A 21,848-nucleotide genomic window follows, 5' to 3' on the forward strand; every position below is an offset into this window, starting at 1 on the left:
CGGCGACAATGCTAAAGTCGCCGCCATCTTCCCCTGAACGGCGCCGCGCCATGCCCGTAGAACCCGTCACCCCGGCCATCGATTTCGAGCGCGACCTTGCCGACGCCGAACGCGCGGCCGTGGCGCGGCCGGATGACCCCGGCGCGGCCTTGCGGCTGGCCGAGTGCCGGCTGTATTGCGGCCAGGTGGCACAAGCGCTGGAAGGCGTGCGGGCGCTGGAATCGCTGACCTGGTCGCAGCCGGAATGGCTGTTGCGGGTGGCCGAGTTCCACGTCCACGGCGGCCAGCACGAGGCTGCCTGGCGCTGCCACGAGCGCGTGCTGGCACTGTGCCCCGACGACCCGGACGCCCACTACGCGGCGGCGTCCAGCTGCGTGGCGCTGGGCCGCATGGACCAGGCCGACCAGTTGTACCAGCGCGTAATCGCGCTGCGCCCGGATGACTACGATGCCTGGCAGAACCGCTCGACGCTGCGGCGACAGACGCCGGAAGCCAACCATGTTGAGCAAATGCGCTACGTGCTGGGGCACCTGGACGCCGACGACGACGGCCAGGTGCCAGTGAACTACGCTCTGGGCAAGGAGCTGGAAGACCTGGGCGAGTACGACGCCGCCTTCGGCCACTACCAGGCCGGCGCCGAGGCGCGCCGCCGACGCCTGTCCTACGACGTGGCCACCGATGAATCGGTCATGCACCGGATCACCACGACCTTCGACGCCGACTGGGTCAAACAGGCCAGCGAGGGCAGCGACGTCCCGGGCCCCGTGTTCGTCATGGGCCTGCCGCGCACCGGCACCACGCTGGTCGAGCGCATGCTGTCGGCGCACCCGGACGTGGCCAGCCTGGGCGAGACCAACACCCTGCTCTACGCCCTGGTCCACGCGGCGGGACCACACGACAACCGCGAGCAGCTGTTCTCGCGCATCCCCGGCATCGACCTGCCCGCGCTGGGCGAGCGCTACCGCACGGCCACGCGCGGCTACGGCCACGACGCGCCGCTGCTGGTCGACAAGGCCCCGCTGAATATCCTCTACCTGGGGCTGATCCTGAAGGCCATGCCCGGCGCCAGGGTGATCCACCTGCGGCGGCACCCGCTGGATGCCTGCTTCGCCATGTACAAAACGCTGTTCCGCATGGGCTATCCCTTCAGCTACCGCTTCCAGGATGTCGGCCGCTATTACCTGGCCTATCACCGGCTGATGGCGCACTGGCGCGCCGTGTTGCCCGGACGGTTCCTGGACGTCGATTACGAGGCCCTGGTCACCGATACCGAGCCGCAGCTGCGCCGCCTGCTGGACGGCGCCGGCCTCGACTGGGACCCGGGCTGCATGGACTTCCACCGCCAGGCCACACCCACCGCCACCGCCAGCGCGGCCCAGGTCCGTCGCCCGGTGTACTCCGATTCCGTGGGTCGCTGGCGCCGTTACGAGCGCCAGCTCGCACCGCTGGCGGCCAAGCTGCGCCAGGAAGGCGTCGACTGTTGACCGGTCGACTGTTAAGCCGGCCGCCATCCGGGGTGCTGCTCGCCGTTGGACTGATCCTGGCCACAGGCTGTGCCATCGCCGCCCAGGACCTGGATGCCGGCACCTTGCCCTTGCAGGGCCAGCTGGAGATCAACGGCGGGTCCTTCACCGATTTCAGGCCCAGCGTCGACACCTTCGACCTGGCAAGCGACGCCGGGCTGCGAGTCACCGAGTTCCCTGCCATCGACATCGACTGGGTCACCGACGGCGAACGGTTGGTTCCGACGATTCGCACGCCGGTCGGTACCGGCCACCCGTTGTGGATGTTTATCGCTGAGCCCGGGCGACTGGGCCCGGAAGCCGACGACGGTTCGCGGCCCGTGGCGTTCCCGTTCGCGCTCCGGCATGCCAATCACGGCTGCGTTCATTACGGCATCATCGAGGGCGCGTTACCTGGCCGCCACGCGGAACCGGCAGCGTTGGACCTGCATTGGCGGATCAACGCCGAGACCTGCGCCTACCTGAAGTTCGATGCCAACGGCACGTTAAAGGCCAGCTGGACGGCCGGGCCGGTCGACGCTGCCGACGACGTGCTCGCGCGCGATCAGGCCTTGCGGCAGCGGGCCATGCCAACCCGCCCCTTGGGCGCGCTCACCGAGCGCTTTCCGGCCTTCGACGCCGGCGCATTCGCGCCGCCCGCCGATGCCGATGTGACCGCCTATGGCCTGGTCGTGGACGGCGTTCACTACCTGGGCGACTGCCTGGCCCATGACGGCGAGAAACTGGCCTGCGAGCACCTGCCGCTACCGTCCTACTCCACCGCCAAGAGCCTGTTCGCCGGGCTGGTCTACCTGCGCATGCTGAAACTGTGGCCCGAATTGGCGACCACCGCGGTCACCGACCTGGTACCGGAGTGCCGGCTGGCCGACAGGCGCTGGCGCGATGTGCGGCTCGAGCACCTGATGAACATGAGTACCGGCCTGTTCACTGACCCGGCCCACCAGGCCGACGAGGCATCGGCGACCATGGTGACCTTCTTTGACGCCATCAGTAACGCCGAGCGCATCGAGGTGGCCTGCACGGCCTGGCCACGGGCCGAGGCACCGGGCGTCACGCCGGTTTACCACACCTCGGACCATTACCTGCTGGGCGTGGCCCTGCAGCGCTTCCTTCGCCAACAACGCGGTGACGGCGCCGACATTCACCGCGACATCCTGCTGGGCGAGATCCTGGCCGGCGTCGATGCCGGGCCGCTGACCGGTTTCACCGAGCGCACCAAAGACACCGACGCGCAGCCGTTGACCGGCTACGGCCTGGCCTTTCACGTTGATGACGTGGCCCGTATCGGCGCCGCCCTGCCCGACCTGGCCAGGAACGGAACACTGTTTCCGGAAGACACCTATAACGAACTATTTTTCCGGAATATAGAACCATCATTTGTCTGGCCCCATGGTGGCGGTGAACGCTACCGTCATGGCTGGTGGGCCTATGACTTTGGCCCCGCGCTGGGTTGCTCGACGCCCAGCTGGGTGCCGTTCATGGCCGGTTATGGCGGCATCACCTGGGCCTTCCTGCCCAACCAGATGGTCTACTACCACTTTACAGACAATGGCTTCACGCCCTGGAAACAGGCCGTCCTGCAAGCTCACAAAGCACGTAAACTCTGCGATTAATATAACGATATTTCATAATGATAAATAAACTTTCAAGAAATAGCTTTACATCTAGGATCGGCCTTGCCTTCCTCGCCACCGCCGGTCTTTTCTACGTCAACATCATGCCGGCGATCATCGATGGGCTGATCGAGGCCCTGGACTTCAGCAACCGCCAGGCCGGCGCGGTGGGCTCCGCCAACATGTACGGCGCCGCCTTCGGCGCGCTGTTGATCGTGTTCCTGGTGCGGCGGCTGAACTGGCGGGTGGCCTCGCTGGCCTTCCTGTTGACGCTGATCGTCATCGACCTGCTGTCCATCGGTATCAGCCAGCCCACCGCGCTGGTCGCGATGCGGTTCGTCCACGGGCTGGTGGGCGGCATGCTGGTGGGCACGGGTTTCGCGGTCATCGCGCGCACCGAGCAGCCGGACCGGACGTTTGGCGTGCTGCTGTTCGTGCAGTTCGGCCTGGGCGGGCTGGGCGTGATGCTGATACCCGGCCTTGTGCCGCAGTTCGGCACCGCGGTGCTGTTCCTGTCACTGGTGGCCTTCAGCGTGGTGACGCTGGCCATGCTGCCCTGGCTGCCCGACTACGCGGTTTCCGACCGCCCACCACCGCCCATCACCCGACGCGCGGCCTGGTCGCTGCCGCTGGTGCTGACGCTGCTGGCGATTTTCCTGTTCCAGGGCGCCAACATGGGGCTGTACGCCTTCATCATCGGCCTGGGCGCGCACTACGGCCTTGAGCAGGGCTTCATCACCCAGACGCTGGGAGCATCAGCGTGGATCGGCCTGGCAGGCGCCGGGCTGGTCATCGCCGTCAGCGACCGCATGGGCTACCTGCGACCGCTGACGCTGGGCATCGGCATCACCGCCATCGCCACCTGGGCCCTGCTCTACAGCGATGTGCCGGCCATCTGGATCGCCTCGAACATGGCCATCGGCGTGACCTGGGCCTTCACGATCTCGTACCTGCTGGGGCTGGCATCGCGTTTCGACAGTCACGGCCAGATGGCCGCGCTGGCCGGATTCGCCTCGAAGATGGGGCTGGCCTCCGGCCCCATGCTGATCGCCTTCCTGCTGGGTGAAGACCGCTACGCCCTGGTGATCGGGGTCTCCGCGCTGGCGCTGGTGGCGGCGATGGCCACCACCTGGATCCCGGCCCGGGCCAGGGACCGCGCCGCGGACTGACCACGCCACGGCACGAGCGCGGGGCGGCTTCGCCCTCCCCGCGCATTCCCTTACAATACGCCCCTCTTTCCAGACACCTGCCCGACATGGCCGCACAACCCAGACCCTCCGCGACGCTGCCGCGCAAGATCGGCCGCATCCAGCGCCTGATGCAGGCCGGCGAGTACCGCCAGGCCAATGAACTCTGTGACCACCTGCTGCGCACCTGGCCCGGCGAGTTCGAACTGCTGATGCTGAGCAGCCATATCCTGCAGGCCATGGGCGATTTCGACCGCATGATGGTCACCGCCCAGCAGGCCTTCGGCGCGCGACCGGAAAGCCTGGAAGCCCGCGCGCGGCTGGCCGAGTGCCTGCTGTACACCAACCAGTTGGGCCTGGCCATCGACTGCATCCGCGCGCTCGAGGAACAGGTGGGCGGCGTGGTGCCGGCTTTGACGCGGGTGGGCGAGTTCTACCAGAACTGCGGCCGCTTCGAGGACGCCCTGCGGGTACAACTGCGCTGCGTCGAACTGGAGCCGAAGAACTCACGCCTGGCCGCCGACGCCGCCACGTCCTGCGTGGTACTGGGCCGCGCCGCCGACGCGGAAAAGCTGTTCGACCGCGCCATCTACCTGGACCCGAAGAATTACGACGCCTGGGAATCACGCTCGGCGCTGCGCAAACAGACCGCCGACAACCACCACGCCCAGCAGCTGGGCTTCGTGCTGGAAAACCTGCCCGAGGGCGACTCGGCCCGCATCCCGGTTTACTACGCCCTGTCCAAGGAACTGGAAGACCTGGGCGAGTACGACACCGCCTTTGACTGCCTGCGCTCCGGCGCGCGGCTGATGGCGGAGCGCGTCAACTACGACGTGTCCACCGACGAGCGCGCCCTGGACCACATCGCGCGCATCTTCGACGGCAAGCGCCTGGCCACCGGGCAACCCGGCTTCGAAGACGCCAACCCGATCCTGCTGGTGGGCCTGCCGCGCATCGGCATCGCGCTGGCCAACCGCCTGCTGGCCTCGCTGGACGGCGTCGCCAGCCTGGGCCCGGTCAACACGCTGATCTTCGCGCTGATCCATGGCGTCGGCCCGCACCAGAAGCCCGAAGACGTGATCGACCGCGCCGGTGATATCGACTTCCAGCGCATGGGCCAGCGCTACTGGACCGGCCTGCGCGGCCTGGCGCCGGAAGCCCCCAACCTGGTCGACTGCACACCGCTGAATTTCCAGCACCTGGGCCTGGTGAGCAAGGCCATGCCCAACGCCCGCGTCATCCACCTGCGCCGGCACCCGCTGGACAGCTGCTACACGCTCTACCGCACCCTGTTCCGCGGCGGCCACGGCTTCGCCAACCGCATGGACGACATCGCCCGCTATTTCGTCGCCTACCAGCAGCTGATGGGCCACTGGCGCCGCCACCTGCCCGGCTGGATCCTGGATGTCGACTACGAAAAACTGATCGCCGACCCCATGGCGCAGATGGCGTGCATCCAGGACTTCCTGGGCACCGATGCCGAGATCGTGGAGGGCCAGTTACAGGCCATCATGCAGCGCTCCCAGGGCACCGAGGCGCCGGTGGGCGTGTGGCGCGAATACCGCGAACAGCTCAAGCCACTGGCCACCCTGCTGCGCACCCACGGCGTCCCCGTCGACGGCTGACCCGAGCGCAAACCCTTGCGCGGCCGGAACTTTCCGTTACACTACGCGTCCAAAGCAAGACTTGGGGGCGACCTGGCTTCGACGTGGGTCGTGAAACCCGAGGTGCATGCCGAGCTGCAAGCAACTCGTTAAAAGGTTTGCAAACAAGTTAGTTGCCAACGACGACAACTACGCACTCGCAGCTTAAACACCTGCCGTAGTGCCCTCCGCCCGGAGCTTGCCCGTGAGCACCGGAGCCCGGGGGTCGACCCACACGGGATCGCGATGAAGCACGCCTGGTGTGGATTCGTTAAAACCTCATCCAGGCTCGCTGGTGGTTTTCCCTCGCCGATCGGGTAGCCCACAGCTAAATTAATAGATCGACTAAGCATGTAGAGCCAAAGGCGAATCACTTGCGGACGCGGGTTCGATTCCCGCCGCCTCCACCAATATTTTTTATCTAACGCATTGTTTTAACGAGAATATTTTGAGTTCGATTTCCAGTCCGGCACAGATCGGTCTGGACGGCACGGGATTTACTGTGCTTCCCCCGTCCGGATCGAGGAAAATCCCATCCCCGTGCTCACCTGGCCCTAACTTTCCCTACCAACCCAATGTGGGGGTATTTCTCGGGGTACTTTTGGGCCTCCGATCGAAATACCCCATCCGACACCGCAGGGCGGCTGACGATTGCCCGCGGGCCAAAGGACAGCGGCGGGTCGCGTTGCTTTATGTCGGTAGTTGCTGACTACTACCGGCCTTTCGCAACACCATGGCGGCATGGCTCGTTCGCATCGGAAGATCCTGGATCTCGCCGCAGAACACCGCCTTATTCGATCGCGCGATCTGACTGAGCGCGGGCTGCCCGCTGTTGCCCTGACGCGGCTGGTGCGGCAAGGACGGCTGCAGCTCGAGCCGCCATCAGAAGTAGACTGCCTCGAACCCGAGCACATCCTCGTCGTCGCGCAACAGGCGCAGGGTGTCTCCCCGGATGGCGTAGCGATTCGCCTCTCGCAGCGCCGCCAGAAAACGGGATTCGATCTCCATACCTTCCAGGCAGGCGCGCTGCGTGACCGCAAGGTCGCTGAATCGCAGCATGCCATCGGCCAGTTCGATGCGGCCCGAGTAGCCGTTGCAGCCACCAAATCCCGTGACGGCGTTGTCACGCTCCAGTAGCTTCAAGTGCGGCTCGCGGTTGGCGCCCACGTGCCGATACATCTCACCGCCGACCGAAACCAGCTTCCAGTAGGTGTTGGTCAGAGAGGCGTCGGGCTTCGTCTCCGGCCCGCCGACCCGTTTCAACAGCAGGTCGACGGTGTTGCCGGCTCCGCGCGTGATCACCGGATACATCGTATCGGTGGTGAACAACAATCGGTCCTCTTGCCGAATGACGGCGCGCACGGCGTAACTCATGCGCTGGTCGATCTCTGCGGGGTCATATTTCAGCACGAAGGGGATAGGGGGCGCGGACGGGTCATCGATAAGCTGCCGCGCGATCGTGCGGGCGGGCGCGTCGGCGCGCGAGACGTCGAGCAGGGACACCTCGGCCACGGCGCCCGGGCGGAGCAGCAGCCGCTCACGATAGGAAAGGGTACCTGTCACCTGCTGCATGCCAGCCTCGCTGCGTTTACTGGCGGTAGCGCCCACGCTGGGAGCCTGCGTGCAGGCCGCGACGAGAATTAGGCCGGCCGCCAGCAACGCTGTCCCGATTGTCTTGAAAACTGGCCGCATCGCCGAATCAGTGCAAATGAGCCATAGAAATCAGCCTCGCGAGCTGCCCCATGGCCGCGTCAACCAACTCGCTATCCGGCACGCTCGCATAGCCTTCCATGGCTACGCCCGCAGCCTCGTTTGTCGATTCCGGTCGCCGTGTACCACGTCAAGTCTGCGCGCGCGAACGATCAGTGGTCGTGCTTGTGGCGCAGGAGCGATGCCAGCCTCCCGGCCACCGCGCGGTCGAGGTCCGCAGCGTCGCGCGGCGCCTCTTTCAACGGCGCCTCACCTTGCACCGCCGACGTCGTCCGCGGCAGCTTGCCGCCGACCGGCTGCACACGGCCCTCGAGCATGGTGCCCCACACGTCGATGTCCTTCAGCTTCTCGGGCGCGACCTCGTAGGGGCTCTGTTCGAGAACCGTCAGGTTCGCGTCCTTGCCGACCTCGATCGAGCCGACCCGCTGTTCCATCTGGATCGAGTAGGCAGCGTCGATCGTCACAGCCTTGAGGGCGACGTCAAGCGACACCTTGTGCTGCGGGCCGGCGACCGGCCCTTCGGCGGTGAAGCGGTTGACTGCCGCCCACACGAGCTGCATCGGCTTGGCGGGCGCCATCGGCATGTCGGAATGGAAGGACAGCGAGCCGCCGTTCTTTACGACGTCGCCATTGGGCACCATGTTGGCCGACCGCTCCGGCCCGATGCCGAGCTTGGCGTAGCGCCCTGCGAGGGCGGTCACGTAGTAGGGGTTCGAACTCACGATGCCGCCGAGCTCGATCCACTTCGCCACCTGTTCGGGCTGGGCGAAGCCGAAGTGCACGAGCACGGTCCGATGGTCGGTGCGCGGCTTGCGCGCCATCGCCTTCTCGAACGAGGCGAGCAGCACGTCCAGGCCGGCGTCGCCGTTGTTGTGGATATGGATCTGGTAGCCCGCGTCCCAGTAGGTCTGGAACATGAAGTCGAAGGCCGGCGGGTCGACGATCCAGGCGCCGTGGTGGCCGTCGGTGTAGCCGTCCTTCATCTGCATCAGCTGGCTATAGATCGCGCCGTCGGTGAAGAGCTTTACCTGGTTAGGGATATACCAGGTGCGCCCTTTGCCCCAGCTCTCGACCTTGCGGGTCTCGGCGAGCAGGCTCACCGCATCGTTGGGCTTCATCGCGAAGAAGCTCTTGCCGTCGCCGATGAAACAGTGGTTGAACGGCGTGGCGTCGTCCGAGTACACGGCGTTGACCGCATCCTGCATCGGCTTGCTCACGAACCCGCCCGGCTCGCAGGCGAGCGTAATGCCGTTGCGGTGGTAGTAGGTCTCGGTGAACTCGAGGCCCTTGCGGAACTGCTCGGCGGAGGCGATGTAGGGGGCGACTTTGGGCAGGATCGCGAGCATCCCCTGCTCGAAGAAGTGGCCCTTGGGGAGGCTTAGTTGCGCCTGCGCCGACTCGGGCAGGCCCTTTACCAAAGCCTCGTCGATGCGGGTGAGCTCAAGCGCCGCGTCGTTGAGGAAGATCTCGTGTGCCGAGCGGTGCCAGACGATCACGGGGAAGTTGGGCGCGAGCTCGTTGAGCATGTCGCGCGACATCTCGCCGTGGAAATAGTGGTGGTAGCCCCAGGTCACGAACGGCGCCTGCTTGTCCTCGTGGGCGGCGAGCGCCTGTTTCAGGCGCTCCTGGTAGCCCTTCTCGTCGCGCACCGCGGGCGAGAAGCCGTCGATCGCGTCCCAGTCCTCGATCGAGATGACCTTGGTGTTCATGGTCAGCGCCGCAAGCACCGGGTGCACGTGTTGCTCGACGAAGCCGGCTATCACGACCTTGTCGTTGAACGTCTTGTCGAGCCGCGCATCCTCGCCGGCCGCGGCACCAACCTCGGCGCGCGTGCCGACCGCGACGAACCTGCCATCGCGCACCGCGATCGCCTCGGCACGCGGCCTGGCAGGATCCATCGTGATGAACTCGCGCGCGGTGTAGATCACCGTCGGGCTGGGTGGCTCGGCGAAATGGCTACCGATATCCTGCAAGGTAGTGGTCTGCGCCGAAGCGCCCCCCATCACAGTTGCAGCGACCCCGAGCAGCACGGGGAACGCGTGACGAATGCCGAAATTCATTTGCCTCTCCTCGGGGCGAAAGCCCTCATTCCGCGGCCTGGAAAACCGCGACGACCTTCCCGTCGCTCAAGAGGGTCAGTTCATCGCCGTGGACATGAAACGCGTCAACGGCCTTGAGCGTCCTCGCGAAGCTGCCTTCGAGTTCCATGAGATCCGGTGGACCGGCCATCCGTGTGCTGGCAAGATCGCCCATGGTCACGCTGTCGCGCACCAGGGCGTAAGACCCGGTCAGCCGGTTGACGCCACCAAAGATGGCGAGCCTGCCGCTTTCGAACAGCATCGTGGGCGGTTTCGCCACGTCGATCTGCGCGCCATTGAGCGCCGTCAGCGTCCAGGTACGGCCACCGGCGGTGTTCACACCGGCCATGTCGCAGACGTGGGTTGTCCACGAATAGGTCTTATCCGGGTCGGTCACGGTGACATTGAGCGGCGGCAGCTCGCCGGCGGACGCCGGGTAGATGGTGCGGCCCTCCTTGATCGTCTCCACGACCCGGATGTCCCTGATCGCCATCGGCTCCACCTGGAGCGGATCCCTGTCGAGGATCACGAGATCGGCGAGCTTGCCGACTTCGAGGGTGCCTTTGCTATCCTGTTCACCGTATTGCTCGGCCGCCCATTCGGTCATGGATTTCAAACCCTCATAGGCCGTTACCCGCTGGCTTGGGCCGATTTCCGCGCCAGCGCGCGACACCCGGTTTACCGCCGACCAGAGCATCATCATCTGGTCGAGGGGCGCGACGACGAAGTCCGTGTGGTTGGTCGGGCGCAGGCCGGCGTCGATCGCATCGCGCATCGGGCTGATGTAGCTGCCCTGTTCCTTGCCCCGATTCGCGATGTGCGTTTCGGCGAAGTAGAAGGTGTGCAGGGTGTAGAAAGACGGGCGGACCTTGTATTCGACGAACTTCGGGATCTGGTCCTTGCGCATGAACTGGGTGTGGATGGTGGTGACGTTCCACGGCCGGTCGTGGTTGCCGTCGCGGGCATACCCGTAGGCGTCGAGGAACATATCGATTGCGGCATCGCCATTGGTGTGAACGATGACCGGCACATTGAGGTCGTAGACCTTTTTCATCGCCTTGTTGACGAGGTCCTGCGGGAAGGTGGGCTCCCCGGTCCAGTCCTTCTCGCCGGCCGGCCCGCCCTGCAAGTAGGGCGTGGTGAAGAATGCCGTACGGCCCTGCGGCGAGCCGTCCAGAGTGATCTTCACGCCGCCGATCTTGAAGCGCTTGTCGTACCTGCCCCAGTCACTGACCGGAAACTCGGCGAGCACCTTGTCGAGATCGGTGATGAACGGGTAGGCGACTACGTCGATGATGTTCGCGCCTGCATCGGTGGCGCGCTTGATCGTCTGTAGCTGACCGAGATGTGTGGCTCCCTCATGGGCGGTCGTCATTCCAGCTTCGGCATAGAGCATCTGGCCCGCTCGGGTCCATTCAATCTCCTGCTGCGCGGTCAGCGGCTCGGATTGCTCGAAGACCGGCAGGAAGGCCGTCTCCATGATCAGGCCCCAGGGCTCCTCGGTGCCCGGCTTGCGCACGATCACGCCACCCGGCGGTGTCTCGGTTTCAGCGGAGATCCCGTACTTCTTCAGGGCAAGGCTGTTCATCACCGCGCCGTGCATCGAAACGTGGTCCACCCGCACCGGGTTGTCGGGAAACGCGGCGTCCAGGTCGTCGCGGTTTAGAAGCCGACCGTCCGGCATGACGGAATCGTCATACCCGTAACCGATGATCAGTTCGCCCTTCGGAATCTTCCGTTCGGCGGCATAGCGCTTCAGCTCGGCGATGATGCTCGATACGTCCTTCCCCGGTCCGGACGGCGGCGGATAGAGCTTGGCCTGGTTGGCGACCAGCAGCGAGTTTATGTAATGGCCGTGGCCATCGATGAAGCCGGGAAGCAAGGCCTTTCCCTCGAGGTCGACGACCCTCGTCGCCTCTCCTCGCATCGCCAGTGCCTGGTCCTTCGCCCCGGCGAAGGCGATCCTACCGTCCTTGACCGCGAGAGCCTCCACATAGGCCGGCTCGTCACCGACCATCGTCAGGATGCGTCCTCCGTGGTAAAGGAAATCCGCCGCTTGCTGTGCGTTTACCACGACGGGCGCGGCACCCGCGAGCACGAGCATCGACAGCGCCAGCCGTCGCATCAACCTTTTCATCCTCTTTCCCCCTTGGACCACCAGCCCCCCATACCGCCCTATGCGGGAGCGAGGCTCTGGCTCATTGATTGAAAGCCGCTTGACAACCTCCGAGCGCGAAAAATCGCGATACGCACCGATCGGCCAGGTCGCAGCAACCACACGGTCGATTCCTGCATCAAGGCGTGAACTCAAACGGATTGATGACTTCGATGCCGCAGTGCTCGAAGTCGAGGACATTCCGGGTCGCTATCGCCAGATGGTCGCGACGAGCGATGGCGGCAATCTGGCCATCAGGCACGCTCATCGGGAGCCCGAGTTCCCTGCGATCACCCATCAGCTCGCCATAGAGGCGCGCCGCGGGTTCGTCGTAGCTGAGCACCCGCTGATCAAAAGCCAGGGCAACAAATCGTTCGAATCGCTCGCGCAGGCCGGATCGGCGTTTGCCATCCGGCAGGATACGAAGTCCGTAGGCGATCTCACCGATGGTAACGGCTGAGAGTAAAGTTTCTCGGAGGGCTGACCGTTCAGCCAGGCCAGGACGGCTTCCGCCGGCCGGCTCTTCATCAGCTCTGAAACGATATTGGTGTCCAGCAGGATCATTCGGCCAGGTCCAGGGGCTCGTGCGCTGTCCTTTCAGGGAGCTGCAGATCGACACCGTGCTTCAGGCCAAAGATCCGAAGCGCGAGATCGCCGAGGTTTTCTGGAGCGCAGACGGCCTCCTTCAGGATCCGACGCGCCTCCTCCTCCATCGACACCCCATGCCGTGCGGCGCGGATCCGCAACCGCGACAGCGTCTCGTCGTCGAGTTTTCGGACACTCAAGCTCGCCATGATCGACTCCATAGATTTCCACAACACCAACGGCACAGATGCTAGCATATGCAGGCATTGCTTGCATATGGCAACAACAACGGCGTTTTCAGGTATCGCGAGTGTCGGAGGAGCGCTAAGATCGAGACGAATTAGGCGTTAGGACCAGTCGATGCGTTCTGGGGGTATTTATGGGGGCATTTCTGGCGTTTAGCACCGCAACCAATTGATTAATAAGGCGATGTGATTGTCGCCGCCTCCACCACTCAAGCACCAGTGGCCGCCGTTGCGAAATCAACGGCGGCTTTCTAGTTCAGTATTTTTCGAACGAATCAAGGCACCGTGGAGGTCAGGATGACCCTTCCCCTCAACACCTTGGCTATCTGATTCATGTCTCGGCGGCGCGCCGCTTGCGATTGATCACCAAAATCGCCCGAGTGGCCTTCGACTTTGATCGTCCAGCGCGCCCCACTCTCCGGCGAAGACACCGAGGCTTCGACCCAGTCGGCGCTGATATCTTCGAAACGGGGCCAGGACTCTACTTGCCATCCCTCAGGCACATTCAATTCGACTTCGCCCAGTAGCCGGGTCTGTTTAGCTGAACAGCAACGAGCCGAGCGAAAATCCGGCCCAGCCTCTTCATCTGACCACCGCGAGAAATCGTCATAACCTTCGAGTGGAATGTCGAGTGAAACCGCCAAGGCCTTCAGCAAGCCACCAACCGCATAGCGATCTCCCGATAATCGAGCCGCCGGAAGGTCAATGTAACCGGACATAACCAGGCTGGCCGGAGATGCTAAAAACTGATCCGCCGCCATGTACATAATTTCGTCAGGCACCAGGCCCGAAACGGTCATCGAGAACCGTTGCTGGATGATTCGCCGTGACCGATTTGTCAGTCGCCCTGAGGCCGCATCGACATGTTGGCCCACTAGTCGGACGAGCTCTGCTCCTCCGGTAATTTCCAGTCTGAATCGTGCTTTTTCAAACCCGTCCATGTCGACCGTCAGACGGGCATGTTGTTGGCTCGGCGGCGTACTGACTTCGATCTTGAACAGTCCGCCGCCCTCGCCCAGCCAGAGCCCCTCACTTCCGAGTAAACCATAGGGAGTTGCACCCAGTAGCGCGATCGGGTCCGTTGCATCGATCAACACGCTGCCCCGACCTGGCCCCTGTTTCAGCCGGGTTGACTCTTCAGGCATAACGCCATCATGGATCGCAAGAACGACGTGATTAAAAATCGAAACGGTCGGCGGTCCTGAGTAAGCCAGATATTGCTGATCCAGGCGCACAAGGACAGGTGTCGATGCAACGCCGATCTGTTCCAGCAAGCCGTGCAGGAGCAGGGTTTTTGCCTTGCAGTCCGCGCTCATGGTTCGAAGCACTTCCGTGGGATGATCAGGTGTATACGCTCCGGCACCCCAGGCAATGTTCCGATAGGTCAGCGACTGCACAAATGCCGTCAAAGCCGCGATCTTTTCGTCGCGACTTTCCAAATGCCCGCTAAGCTCATGCGCCAGGTTCGGATAGTCCGGACCGCCGTGATCTGCCTCCTCAAGTAACGCCTGATCAAACAGCGCCCGCACCCGCAAGGCCAGGTCCGGCCACGATTGCTTCGCGACATCACCGCGCATAACCGTCACGATCGGGAAGGCATCGAGTGGAGAACGCCGCCACGCATCAGCGCGGGCATCCGCTGGAGAGGCAGACGGCAACCCCCATAACTCCAGGCCACCGGTCGTGACATCTCGCACAGCCCCATCGACAGGATTGTAGAAGAGACGAACATTTGAATCGGCGGTGACCTTGAAGCGCTCAACAGAAAGTGTCTCCAGGGGAGAAAACACTCGAGTCGACGGAAATTCCAGGCGGTCTGTCAATGTCCAGCTTGCGGCCACGACCCGTCCCGGCGCGACTGCGTCAGTGGAAATGACAAGACGCCGCCCGCCGGTGACTAACGGTCCCGAGAGATCCGGAACGTCGACACTCTGGCCCTTCAGTTTCTGATTCTTCCAGGACCGCCGTTTCTGCACCCAAACCATCGGCCCGCTCAGCGCTTGCTGAGTGTCGTCATAGGGCAACAAGATGCTCAGCGACTGCTCTTTGAGGTCGTTCAGTCGCCATATTTTTCGGTATGTGAACGACAGTCGACCCTGCTCGTTCAGGGCAACGTGAATTTCACTACTCAGGATCGTCCACCCGACTTGGTCAGAACTGGGGACAGGCGCGTGGGACGAAACGTAGTTGATTTGTTCCTTCACCCAAGTCGGTGGACGGGCCGAGTGGGCCTTTACCGGCAACCCCAACAACACCAGGATCAAAACCCAGGCGATCCGGCATGGATACTGGGTCAATTCACAGACCTCACAAGCACAGGAGCGTTGGTCAATGCCTCTAGCTCCCGGAAAAACGCCGCTACCTCGAAATAATCCTGGACAGGCAGCACATAGGGCTGTGTCATGGACAGCATCAATACCAGGTTTCTCGCGGTGCCATCCCATTCGCGCCGGAGTTCAAATTGCAACCCGGTTGGCCCCGAACGCTTCACCGGCGGCATCGACTCCGGCACCCATCCTTCGGGCAATGTCCATTCCATGGTCACGTTGACTTCGCCACCCGGCAACCAGACAGGATGACGCCGGGTTTGTGCGACCAGGAGGTTTTCGAACAAGCTGACTCGCGGAAACGAAGGTAGTAATCGCTCGCCGTCCATTTCGAAAATGTCTGGCCGCCACTCAACATCACCAGCAATCCTGTAAGGCTCTGCCAAGTTGTCCCTCGGATCCGAGAGCTCGACTTCAGTTACGGCGCCTTGCTCCAACCCCATCCATGCTTTAACCCAAAGGTCGACTGCCAAATCCCGCCGCTCTTGCAACTCATCTGCAGTGAAGTTTTCATTCGGGTAACCCATCAGCCATCGCATCTTGTTATCGGCGCTACCGAGAAAACGTCCACTGAACTCAAGCGTCTGTTCCTCGTTGTCGATAAATTCAGGCATCTGTGTGCGAAAGGTGACATCGGTTCGGTCGAGCACACCAACATCCATAGGCATCCGCTCCAGTTCCCAGTTCGCTTCTTGCTCCGAAGGCTCCCGAAAGAACACGCCACCCAGGTAGCGCTCGTCCATGGACCGGGGCGTGGCCATCAGGTCATGTGGCTGAATATAGCGCCGCTGACCACCCGGGCCGGTCAACTCGAGATGGAGTTCGGAAGAATATGCGTCCCAAGTGTCAAATACGGGAACAAGAGGAACGGAATCTCGCGACATGAGCATGGCCATGCGACTGTCCATTCCGGCGCGGTCGAACACCCACTTTGCGTACCAGAACAACGGCAAGCCAGCGCCCCGACCTTGTTTCTTCAACCGGTCCAGCTTGGTTCGGTGCTTGGCTTCAGAATCCGGAACGACCTGTTCGCGAACATAATTAAAAATCCAGTCGACCTTCTCGTCCCAGGAAATGTCTTCGGGAACCAGGGCGTCCATATCGTCTGACCGTTCTCCGCGACGGTTATTCATTACGAAGGAACGGTAATTGGCGTCCAGGCTGCGCATCGACAGTTGCAAGGCTTCCATATCTCCCGCCAACGAAGGTGATACCGCCTGGAGCCCCAGGGAATCAATGCTGGCCAGAGGCTTGGTTGAAACGGGTGCAGATGCCCAGATCACATCATCACCTTCTTCCGACTCTGGAAATGGGGTTTCCGATGGCATCAGGTAAAGGTGATCTCTCCAGTCACCGCTGGTCATTTGCTGAGGCAGGATCCCAAGAAGCGCGCTCGTCCGGGATTCAGGTGGCGCGAACAACTCCGGCTCATCTACGGGAAGGTTTTCAGCCGTCAGGTGCATGTCGAGCTGGTTCGACATCCTGACAGTCATGCCCTCCGGCACCCTCGCAAGCAGAAACGGCACCCAGGCGAACTGGCCCGTACCGAGTAGAATCGACTTACCCAGGCCAATCAGGCGTCCCTGGGAGCGGACCTCCAGCTTTCGGACCGGAAACACCCCCTCCAGCCGGATGGTTTCGAAACCCGGAAGGTTTTTGGACGTTGATTCCCAGGCGAGATCAAGAACGGCTCCTGGTTCCACTCGGGGAAAATTGACAGTACGGAGTAAATCGTCGGCCTTGCCTTGAGCTCGAATATCAAGATTACGGATATCCTTTTCCGGGTCGACCAGATGAATCGTTCCGTCCGCGCTAATCGTCCTGCCCCGAATCTCACCAATGACCACATTCGATTCGTCACCAAAAAATGTGTGCTGTTTGAGCACTTCAACACCACCCTTAGCGCGAACCCAGAAACGCGCAACATGTCGAGTCGTGACTTCGCCCTGGACGCTCCAGTTTGAAATTTGAGATTCAAATTCGATTTCATGCAGCAGGACCACCACCCCGGCTTGCCGCTCTTCGGGTGTGTTGGCGACCAATTCTCCAGTATCAGGAGGGGGCGGAAATGGGGAGTTCTCGTTTGAGGCAAACAGATTGGTTGCAAGACTCGTGAGAGCAATCACCAAGGCCGCTGTGCCGACATGAATACGTTTAATCATTGTTATTTTCCTACGTGGTGCCACCCCCCCAAAATACACGCGCCACAATTCGTGCGGGACGAAATCATGACCATGTTCAGAACGAGTCAGGCGGGGTCGTGACGGACGTTCTGCAAAGTGTGGAACGATCGATACCCAACCCTTTGTGTTGAGGTCAAAAATCGCGACAAGTATGACGCGCTCGTGCCTGTCTCTCAAAACCATATTCTGACAAGCGGTACCGGTATCGTCGAAGTTCACATCGGGAATCATGTCAGTTATAACCAAATCAACACCAACGTTGCCTCAATGCCACTACGGCCGCTGGATAAGACAGACCCGCACACCACACGATGCGATACAAAATCAGCCCACCCCAATTGACGCAGCAATGGCGCGGTTCAGGGTTGGTCAGCCACCGCCAGTTGCCTTCCCTGCTCTTCTGAGAACCCCGCCCTTAAGCCGATGAACTAACTGGTTTCCAGTTACACGTCGGCCTCGATGGCCACACACCGATTCTCCCTTCAGCCAACCATGGACAACAACTTGGCAGTGCGGCGCCGGGCGCCGCGCAGTCATTCAACGTGGGGTTCCGCAAATACGCTATCCACGCTTGCGGATGCAGGTTCAATTCTCATCGCCACCACCACTCAAGAAAAAGGCCCCGTTTCCGGGGCCTTTTGTCGTTATGGGCGAGTGCCGAGTGACCGCTACTGCGCGGACACCCAGTCGCGGATCTCGCCAATGCTGCAGCCGAACTTCGCGTGGCCGGCGCCCAGGTCCGCGGCGGCGATGATCTGCTCGCAGGAGCAGCCGGCGGTGTCGTGGATCGTGAACGAGACGCCCGGGCCGCCACCTTCGGTGGTGTCGAAGACGCCGTCGTCGTCGAGCAGCGCGAAGCGGTTGTTGCCCAGGCCCCTGGTCGGCGGGGTTTCGGGGATGACCGTCGCCGGGCAGGCGTCGATCGTGTCCCAGACGCCGTCGTCGTCCTCGTCGTTGAACAGGCCGACGACCACGGCATCGTGGTCCGAGGCGCGGTACGGGTCGGGGCTGAACAGCACGTCCTGGTTGTGGTCGTTGTAGTCCAGCGCCGCGGGTTCGTCGGCGTTGATGTGCCAGGCGGTGGCGCCGGAGGCGTCGGCGGCGAAGGCCGCGCTGGCCAGGGCGTGGTCCAGGTAGCCCATCTGGCCGCCAAAGCCGTAGCTGTAGGCGCCATCGGCGTAGCCCACGCCGTTGTAGACCTCGACCAGGTCGACGAAGCCGGCGTCCTTCAGCACCACGATGGGATCTTCCTTGGCGTAGGCGTTCAGGTCGCCGATGATCAGCGAGCGCTCGCTACCGCTGCCGGTGGGGTCGGCGGCCAGCCAGGTGGCCAGGGCCGAGGCGGCGGCGGCGCGGATAAGGTTGCAATTACCCTGGCCGTCACCGGTGTCCGGGTCGCCCAGGCCGTCACAATCCGAGCCTTTCGACTTCAGGTGATTGACGGCCACGGTGAAGACCTCGCCGGTCGAGCCATCGGTGAACGACTGCGCCAGCGCCGGGCGGTTGGCGGTGTCGATAAACGCCGGGTCGTCACTGCTGTCGAGCGTCTCGAAACCACCCACGGGGGTGACCGCATCGGGCTTGTAGATCAGCGCCTGGCGGATCGCGTCAGTGCCGATGGCGCCGGTGGCGATGTAGGCGTAGGTGTCCGCGCCCAGGATGTCGTTGATACCGTCGACCAGGTCGGCCACCGGGCCGTCACCGGCGGCGTTCTCGACTTCCACCAGGCCGACCACGTCGGCGCCCAGCAGGCTGAGCGCGGCGACGATCTTTGACCGTTGGCGTTCAAACTCGAACGCGTTTTCGGCGCCACGGCAGTCCATGCTGGCCGAGGGCCCACACACGGGCGTGTTGTCATCCAGCGTGGTGAAGTAGTTCAGCACGTTGAAGCCGGCCACCGTGACCAGCGGGTTGCCCACGTCAGGCGCATCGTCCGGGCGCTCGTTCTCGCGGCTGAAGGCCACCACGTCGGTGGGGTGAATCTCGTATTCGCCAAAACCAAAGCCCAGCACACCGGTCACGGCGCTGGTCGCGTCACCCACGCGCAGTGTGCCGTCCGGCGCGAAGTACGGCGGCACCGGTACCGGGTTCTGCAGGCCGCTGCCGTCATCCAGCTGGATGCGGGACAGGTCGTTCTGGGCCTGCAGGGCCTGGGCCGCCGCACCGGGCGCGACCACGTTGGTGGGAATATCCAGCGGGCCACCCACGGCCAGCCCGACTTCGCCGTAGCGCCCCAGCGTGAAGTTGTCGGTCACGAACAGCGTCTGCGGCAGGTGCACGCTCATGCCCTCAAGGGCCTCGAGCGCGTCCGGGCCGGCCAGCGGCAGCAGGATGTCCTGCGTGTCCGCGGTGCCGGTGCCACAGGTGACCAGGTTGATCACCGGGCTGATCTCGGTCAGGTCGAAGAACTCGATGACCGTGCCCTGCACGCGCACCACGTCGCCGACATTCACGTCGACGCCGAAGTTCTCGTCGTAGACGAAGATGCCCTCGGAGGTGGCCGGGTCACCATCTACATCCGCTGACTCTTCCTGCACGAAGAAGCCGTTCAGGCGGTCGCCGCCCTGGAAATCACCGACAACCACGCCCTCGATGATCACGCCCGCCGAACCCGCGATCGGGCTGGCCAGGCCGTTGCCCTGCACGGCATGAATCTTCGTGGCCGCGTCACCGCAGGCGCCGAACTCGGGGATCAGCACCTCGCAGGAGTTCGCCACGCCCGGTGTGCCGCGGTCGCCGTCGCCATAGGGGTTCTGCGACTCGCACCAGTTGTTGCCGTCGTTGTTGTCCAGCGCCAGGTCGATGAGCGCCATGGACGCGCCGGTCGGGTCAGGCCACACCGGCCCGCCGTCCCAGGCGACGCCGTCGACTTCGAAGCCGGCCGCGTCGAACAGCACCAGTTCATCGTCGCCGTTGGCCAGGAACACGCCGCTGTAGGCGTAGTCCACGACCAGGCCGCCATTGCTGCCGCTGTCGGCGTTGTTGCCCAGCACCATGTAGCCACCCGCTGGCACCACCAGTGGGCCGCCGGCGTTGATGACGTGGCTGTCAGAGCCCAGGTCGGCGATGGTCCAGCCGTTGATGTCGACGTCGACATCGCCGGCGTTGTGAATCTCGAACCATTCACCGGACGAATCACCCACGGCCGCCGGGTTCTGCATGACCTCGGTGATGACCAGGTCCGGCGTCGGCGGCACGTAATCGCTGTTGGGTGACGGCGTCCGCGACGCCCAGGTCACGGACAGGTTCTCCGAGGTCTCGTCGGCGCCATTGACACCGTTGCCGCCCGACTGGGTCTCGCTGCCCTCGGTGAAATCAATGCGGGTGAACGACTCGCCAAACGCGTGCGCGCCGCCACTGATGACATCCTGGGACGCAATCGGCGTGTCCGCCGCGTACTCGGACACCAGGGTGTCGCCATCCGGGCCATCCAGCGCCACGCCGGTCTTGTCCACGGCCTCGTCCTTGTCACCCCAGACCGCGTAGTCCAGGTCCGCGACCAGGTCGCTGGACTCATCCCAGTGGTACAGCACCACGACCTCGCCGCTGTTGGTCAGGCCACCCTGGGCATTGATGCTGCCGGGCAGCGCTTCCCGCATGTCGGGGATGGCATCGGCCGCGCCGTCCTCGAACAGTTCGTAGGTGGGCTGCACGCCATACTCGGCGAAGAAGGCTTCCGACCCCGCCAGTGCGACGGTCTGGAAGCCGCCGGCCGGAATGCTCGCGCCGGCCGGGAAGCGGGCGTGAAAATCGCTGAAACCACCACCGCCGGCGTTCGCGCCCAGGACGATGTTGTAGTAATACGTGTTACCCCCGGCGAACGTGGCGTCGGTCAGGTAGACATCGGACAGGTCGACCGCCGAGCCGCCCGGGTTGTGAATCTCGATGAACTCACCTCCGGTGGGCGTGACCACCAGCTCGCTGAGCAGCAGCTCCGGCACTGACGGCTCGCCACCAAAGTCCTGGCCGGTGTTCGGCTGGCCCGGGGTGGCCGCCATGGCCTCGGCCCAGGTGAAGTCGTCGTAGGCCAAGCCCGCGCCTACCAGCTGCAGGGAATGGCCCACGGGGGTGCCGCTGCCCTCTTCCACGCCGATGTCGGTGCTGGTCATGCCGGCCGCCGGCCCGGAGGCCGCGGTGAATACGCCCTCATAGCTGAGGAACTGCACGACGTTGTTCGAGCCGTCCACCAGCGCCAGCCCATCCGGCGAACCGTTCTGGATGCCGGCCCGGTTAAATGCCAGCGTGCCCATGCCACCCGCCTGGTCGGCAAAGGTCCCGGACAGGTTGATGGTGTCGTACACATTCAGTTGCGAAGCGGAACCGTTGTACAGCGCCACCGTCCAGCCCGCCAGGCTGGTACCGGCCGGGCCCGCCAGCTCGACCATCTCACCGCTGTCACCGCTGACGTTGTCGTAATGCAGTTCGTTGATGAACACCTGCGCCTCAATTGGCCCGGCAAGCAAGAGCAGCGTCGATGTCAGTGCCAGGGAAAAGCGATGTCGGGAAGCAGTCGCAACAACGGTGGGTGTCATGTATCAGGCCTCGATAAGTGTGAATGTGAACGATGAAAATAGTTTCATCCAGCATGCCACATTCATG

The 21,848-nt window shown here is 63.3% G+C and carries 12 protein-coding genes, 1 other RNA gene and 1 pseudogene; 6 read left to right on the forward strand and 8 right to left on the reverse strand.

Annotated features, from left to right (window positions below):
* Positions 1–50: 50 nt before the first annotated feature.
* The 6 genes and pseudogenes from F3N42_RS02395 to F3N42_RS02420 form a co-directional block, all read left to right on the forward strand.
* Complete coding sequence (locus tag F3N42_RS02395) at positions 51–1,484, forward strand: tetratricopeptide repeat-containing sulfotransferase family protein (RefSeq protein WP_191621192.1); 1,434 nt, start codon at positions 51–53, stop codon at positions 1,482–1,484.
* On the forward strand, positions 1,481–3,136 hold the full coding sequence (locus F3N42_RS02400) for a serine hydrolase (protein WP_150862789.1): 1,656 nt from the start codon (positions 1,481–1,483) through the stop codon (positions 3,134–3,136). Before F3N42_RS02395 ends, F3N42_RS02400 begins: the two co-directional genes overlap by 4 nt.
* Positions 3,137–3,153: 17 nt before the next feature.
* Positions 3,154–4,305 (forward strand): MFS transporter, encoded by a 1,152-nt coding sequence (locus tag F3N42_RS02405; RefSeq protein ID WP_150862790.1) that lies wholly within the window; start codon positions 3,154–3,156, stop codon positions 4,303–4,305.
* Positions 4,306–4,391: 86 nt separating this feature from the next.
* Complete coding sequence (locus F3N42_RS02410) at positions 4,392–5,948, forward strand: tetratricopeptide repeat-containing sulfotransferase family protein (protein WP_150862791.1); 1,557 nt, start codon at positions 4,392–4,394, stop codon at positions 5,946–5,948.
* A gap of 63 nt (positions 5,949–6,011) precedes the next feature.
* Positions 6,012–6,376: a transfer-messenger RNA gene (gene ssrA, locus F3N42_RS02415) on the forward strand.
* Positions 6,377–6,707: 331 nt separating this feature from the next.
* A pseudogene (locus tag F3N42_RS02420) lies at positions 6,708–6,821 on the forward strand (type IV toxin-antitoxin system AbiEi family antitoxin domain-containing protein); the annotation flags it as partial.
* 27 nt (positions 6,822–6,848) lie between these two features.
* Here the strand turns inward: F3N42_RS02420 and F3N42_RS02425 are convergent.
* From F3N42_RS02425 to F3N42_RS02460, 8 genes are all read right to left on the reverse strand, one after another.
* On the reverse strand, positions 6,849–7,625 hold the full coding sequence (locus tag F3N42_RS02425) for a YbaY family lipoprotein (RefSeq protein ID WP_191621193.1): 777 nt from the start codon (positions 7,623–7,625) through the stop codon (positions 6,849–6,851).
* A 203-nt stretch (positions 7,626–7,828) separates the two neighbouring features.
* Positions 7,829–9,736: an amidohydrolase gene (locus F3N42_RS02430; protein WP_150862793.1), complete on the reverse strand. Its 1,908-nt coding sequence runs from the start codon at positions 9,734–9,736 to the stop codon at positions 7,829–7,831.
* A gap of 25 nt (positions 9,737–9,761) precedes the next feature.
* The gene (locus F3N42_RS02435) at positions 9,762–11,891 is read right to left on the reverse strand and encodes an amidohydrolase family protein (RefSeq protein ID WP_150862794.1); all 2,130 of its coding nucleotides are present in this window, start codon (positions 11,889–11,891) and stop codon (positions 9,762–9,764) included.
* Positions 11,892–12,048: 157 nt separating this feature from the next.
* On the reverse strand, positions 12,049–12,528 hold the full coding sequence (locus F3N42_RS15880; RefSeq protein ID WP_406600455.1) for a type II toxin-antitoxin system VapC family toxin: 480 nt from the start codon (positions 12,526–12,528) through the stop codon (positions 12,049–12,051).
* The gene (locus tag F3N42_RS02445; RefSeq protein ID WP_224784641.1) at positions 12,470–12,715 is read right to left on the reverse strand and encodes a FitA-like ribbon-helix-helix domain-containing protein; all 246 of its coding nucleotides are present in this window, start codon (positions 12,713–12,715) and stop codon (positions 12,470–12,472) included. The genes F3N42_RS15880 and F3N42_RS02445 overlap by 59 nt, the downstream gene beginning before the upstream one ends.
* Before the next feature lie 299 nt (positions 12,716–13,014).
* Positions 13,015–15,003 carry a hypothetical protein gene (locus F3N42_RS02450; protein WP_191621194.1) on the reverse strand — a complete coding sequence of 663 codons (1,989 nt, stop codon included), beginning with the start codon at positions 15,001–15,003 and terminating at the stop codon, positions 13,015–13,017.
* Positions 15,004–15,032: 29 nt separating this feature from the next.
* Positions 15,033–17,228: a hypothetical protein gene (locus tag F3N42_RS02455; protein WP_150862796.1), complete on the reverse strand. Its 2,196-nt coding sequence runs from the start codon at positions 17,226–17,228 to the stop codon at positions 15,033–15,035.
* 689 nt (positions 17,229–17,917) lie between these two features.
* Positions 17,918–21,781, reverse strand: a complete 3,864-nt coding sequence (locus tag F3N42_RS02460) for an ExeM/NucH family extracellular endonuclease (protein ID WP_150862797.1) — start codon at positions 21,779–21,781, stop codon at positions 17,918–17,920.
* Between the last annotated feature and the right edge of the window lie 67 nt (positions 21,782–21,848).

This window comes from Marinihelvus fidelis, from assembly GCF_008725655.1.
GTDB classification, from domain to species: domain Bacteria; phylum Pseudomonadota; class Gammaproteobacteria; order Xanthomonadales; family SZUA-36; genus Marinihelvus; species Marinihelvus fidelis.

Bases quoted from the DNA above. Each gene is read 5' to 3' on its own strand.
- F3N42_RS02395 (WP_191621192.1), top strand. From the start codon at position 51: ATGCCCGTAGAACCCGTCACCCCGGCCATCGATTTCGAGCGCGACCTT.
- F3N42_RS02405 (WP_150862790.1), top strand. From the start codon at position 3,154: ATGATAAATAAACTTTCAAGAAATAGCTTTACATCTAGGATCGGCCTT.
- F3N42_RS02410 (WP_150862791.1), top strand. From the start codon at position 4,392: ATGGCCGCACAACCCAGACCCTCCGCGACGCTGCCGCGCAAGATCGGC.
- F3N42_RS02430 (WP_150862793.1), bottom strand. From the start codon at position 9,736: ATGAATTTCGGCATTCGTCACGCGTTCCCCGTGCTGCTCGGGGTCGCT.
- F3N42_RS02435 (WP_150862794.1), bottom strand. From the start codon at position 11,891: ATGAAAAGGTTGATGCGACGGCTGGCGCTGTCGATGCTCGTGCTCGCG.
- F3N42_RS02445 (WP_224784641.1), bottom strand. From the start codon at position 12,715: ATGGAGTCGATCATGGCGAGCTTGAGTGTCCGAAAACTCGACGACGAG.
- F3N42_RS02455 (WP_150862796.1), bottom strand. From the start codon at position 17,228: ATGATTAAACGTATTCATGTCGGCACAGCGGCCTTGGTGATTGCTCTC.
- F3N42_RS02460 (WP_150862797.1), bottom strand. From the start codon at position 21,781: ATGACACCCACCGTTGTTGCGACTGCTTCCCGACATCGCTTTTCCCTG.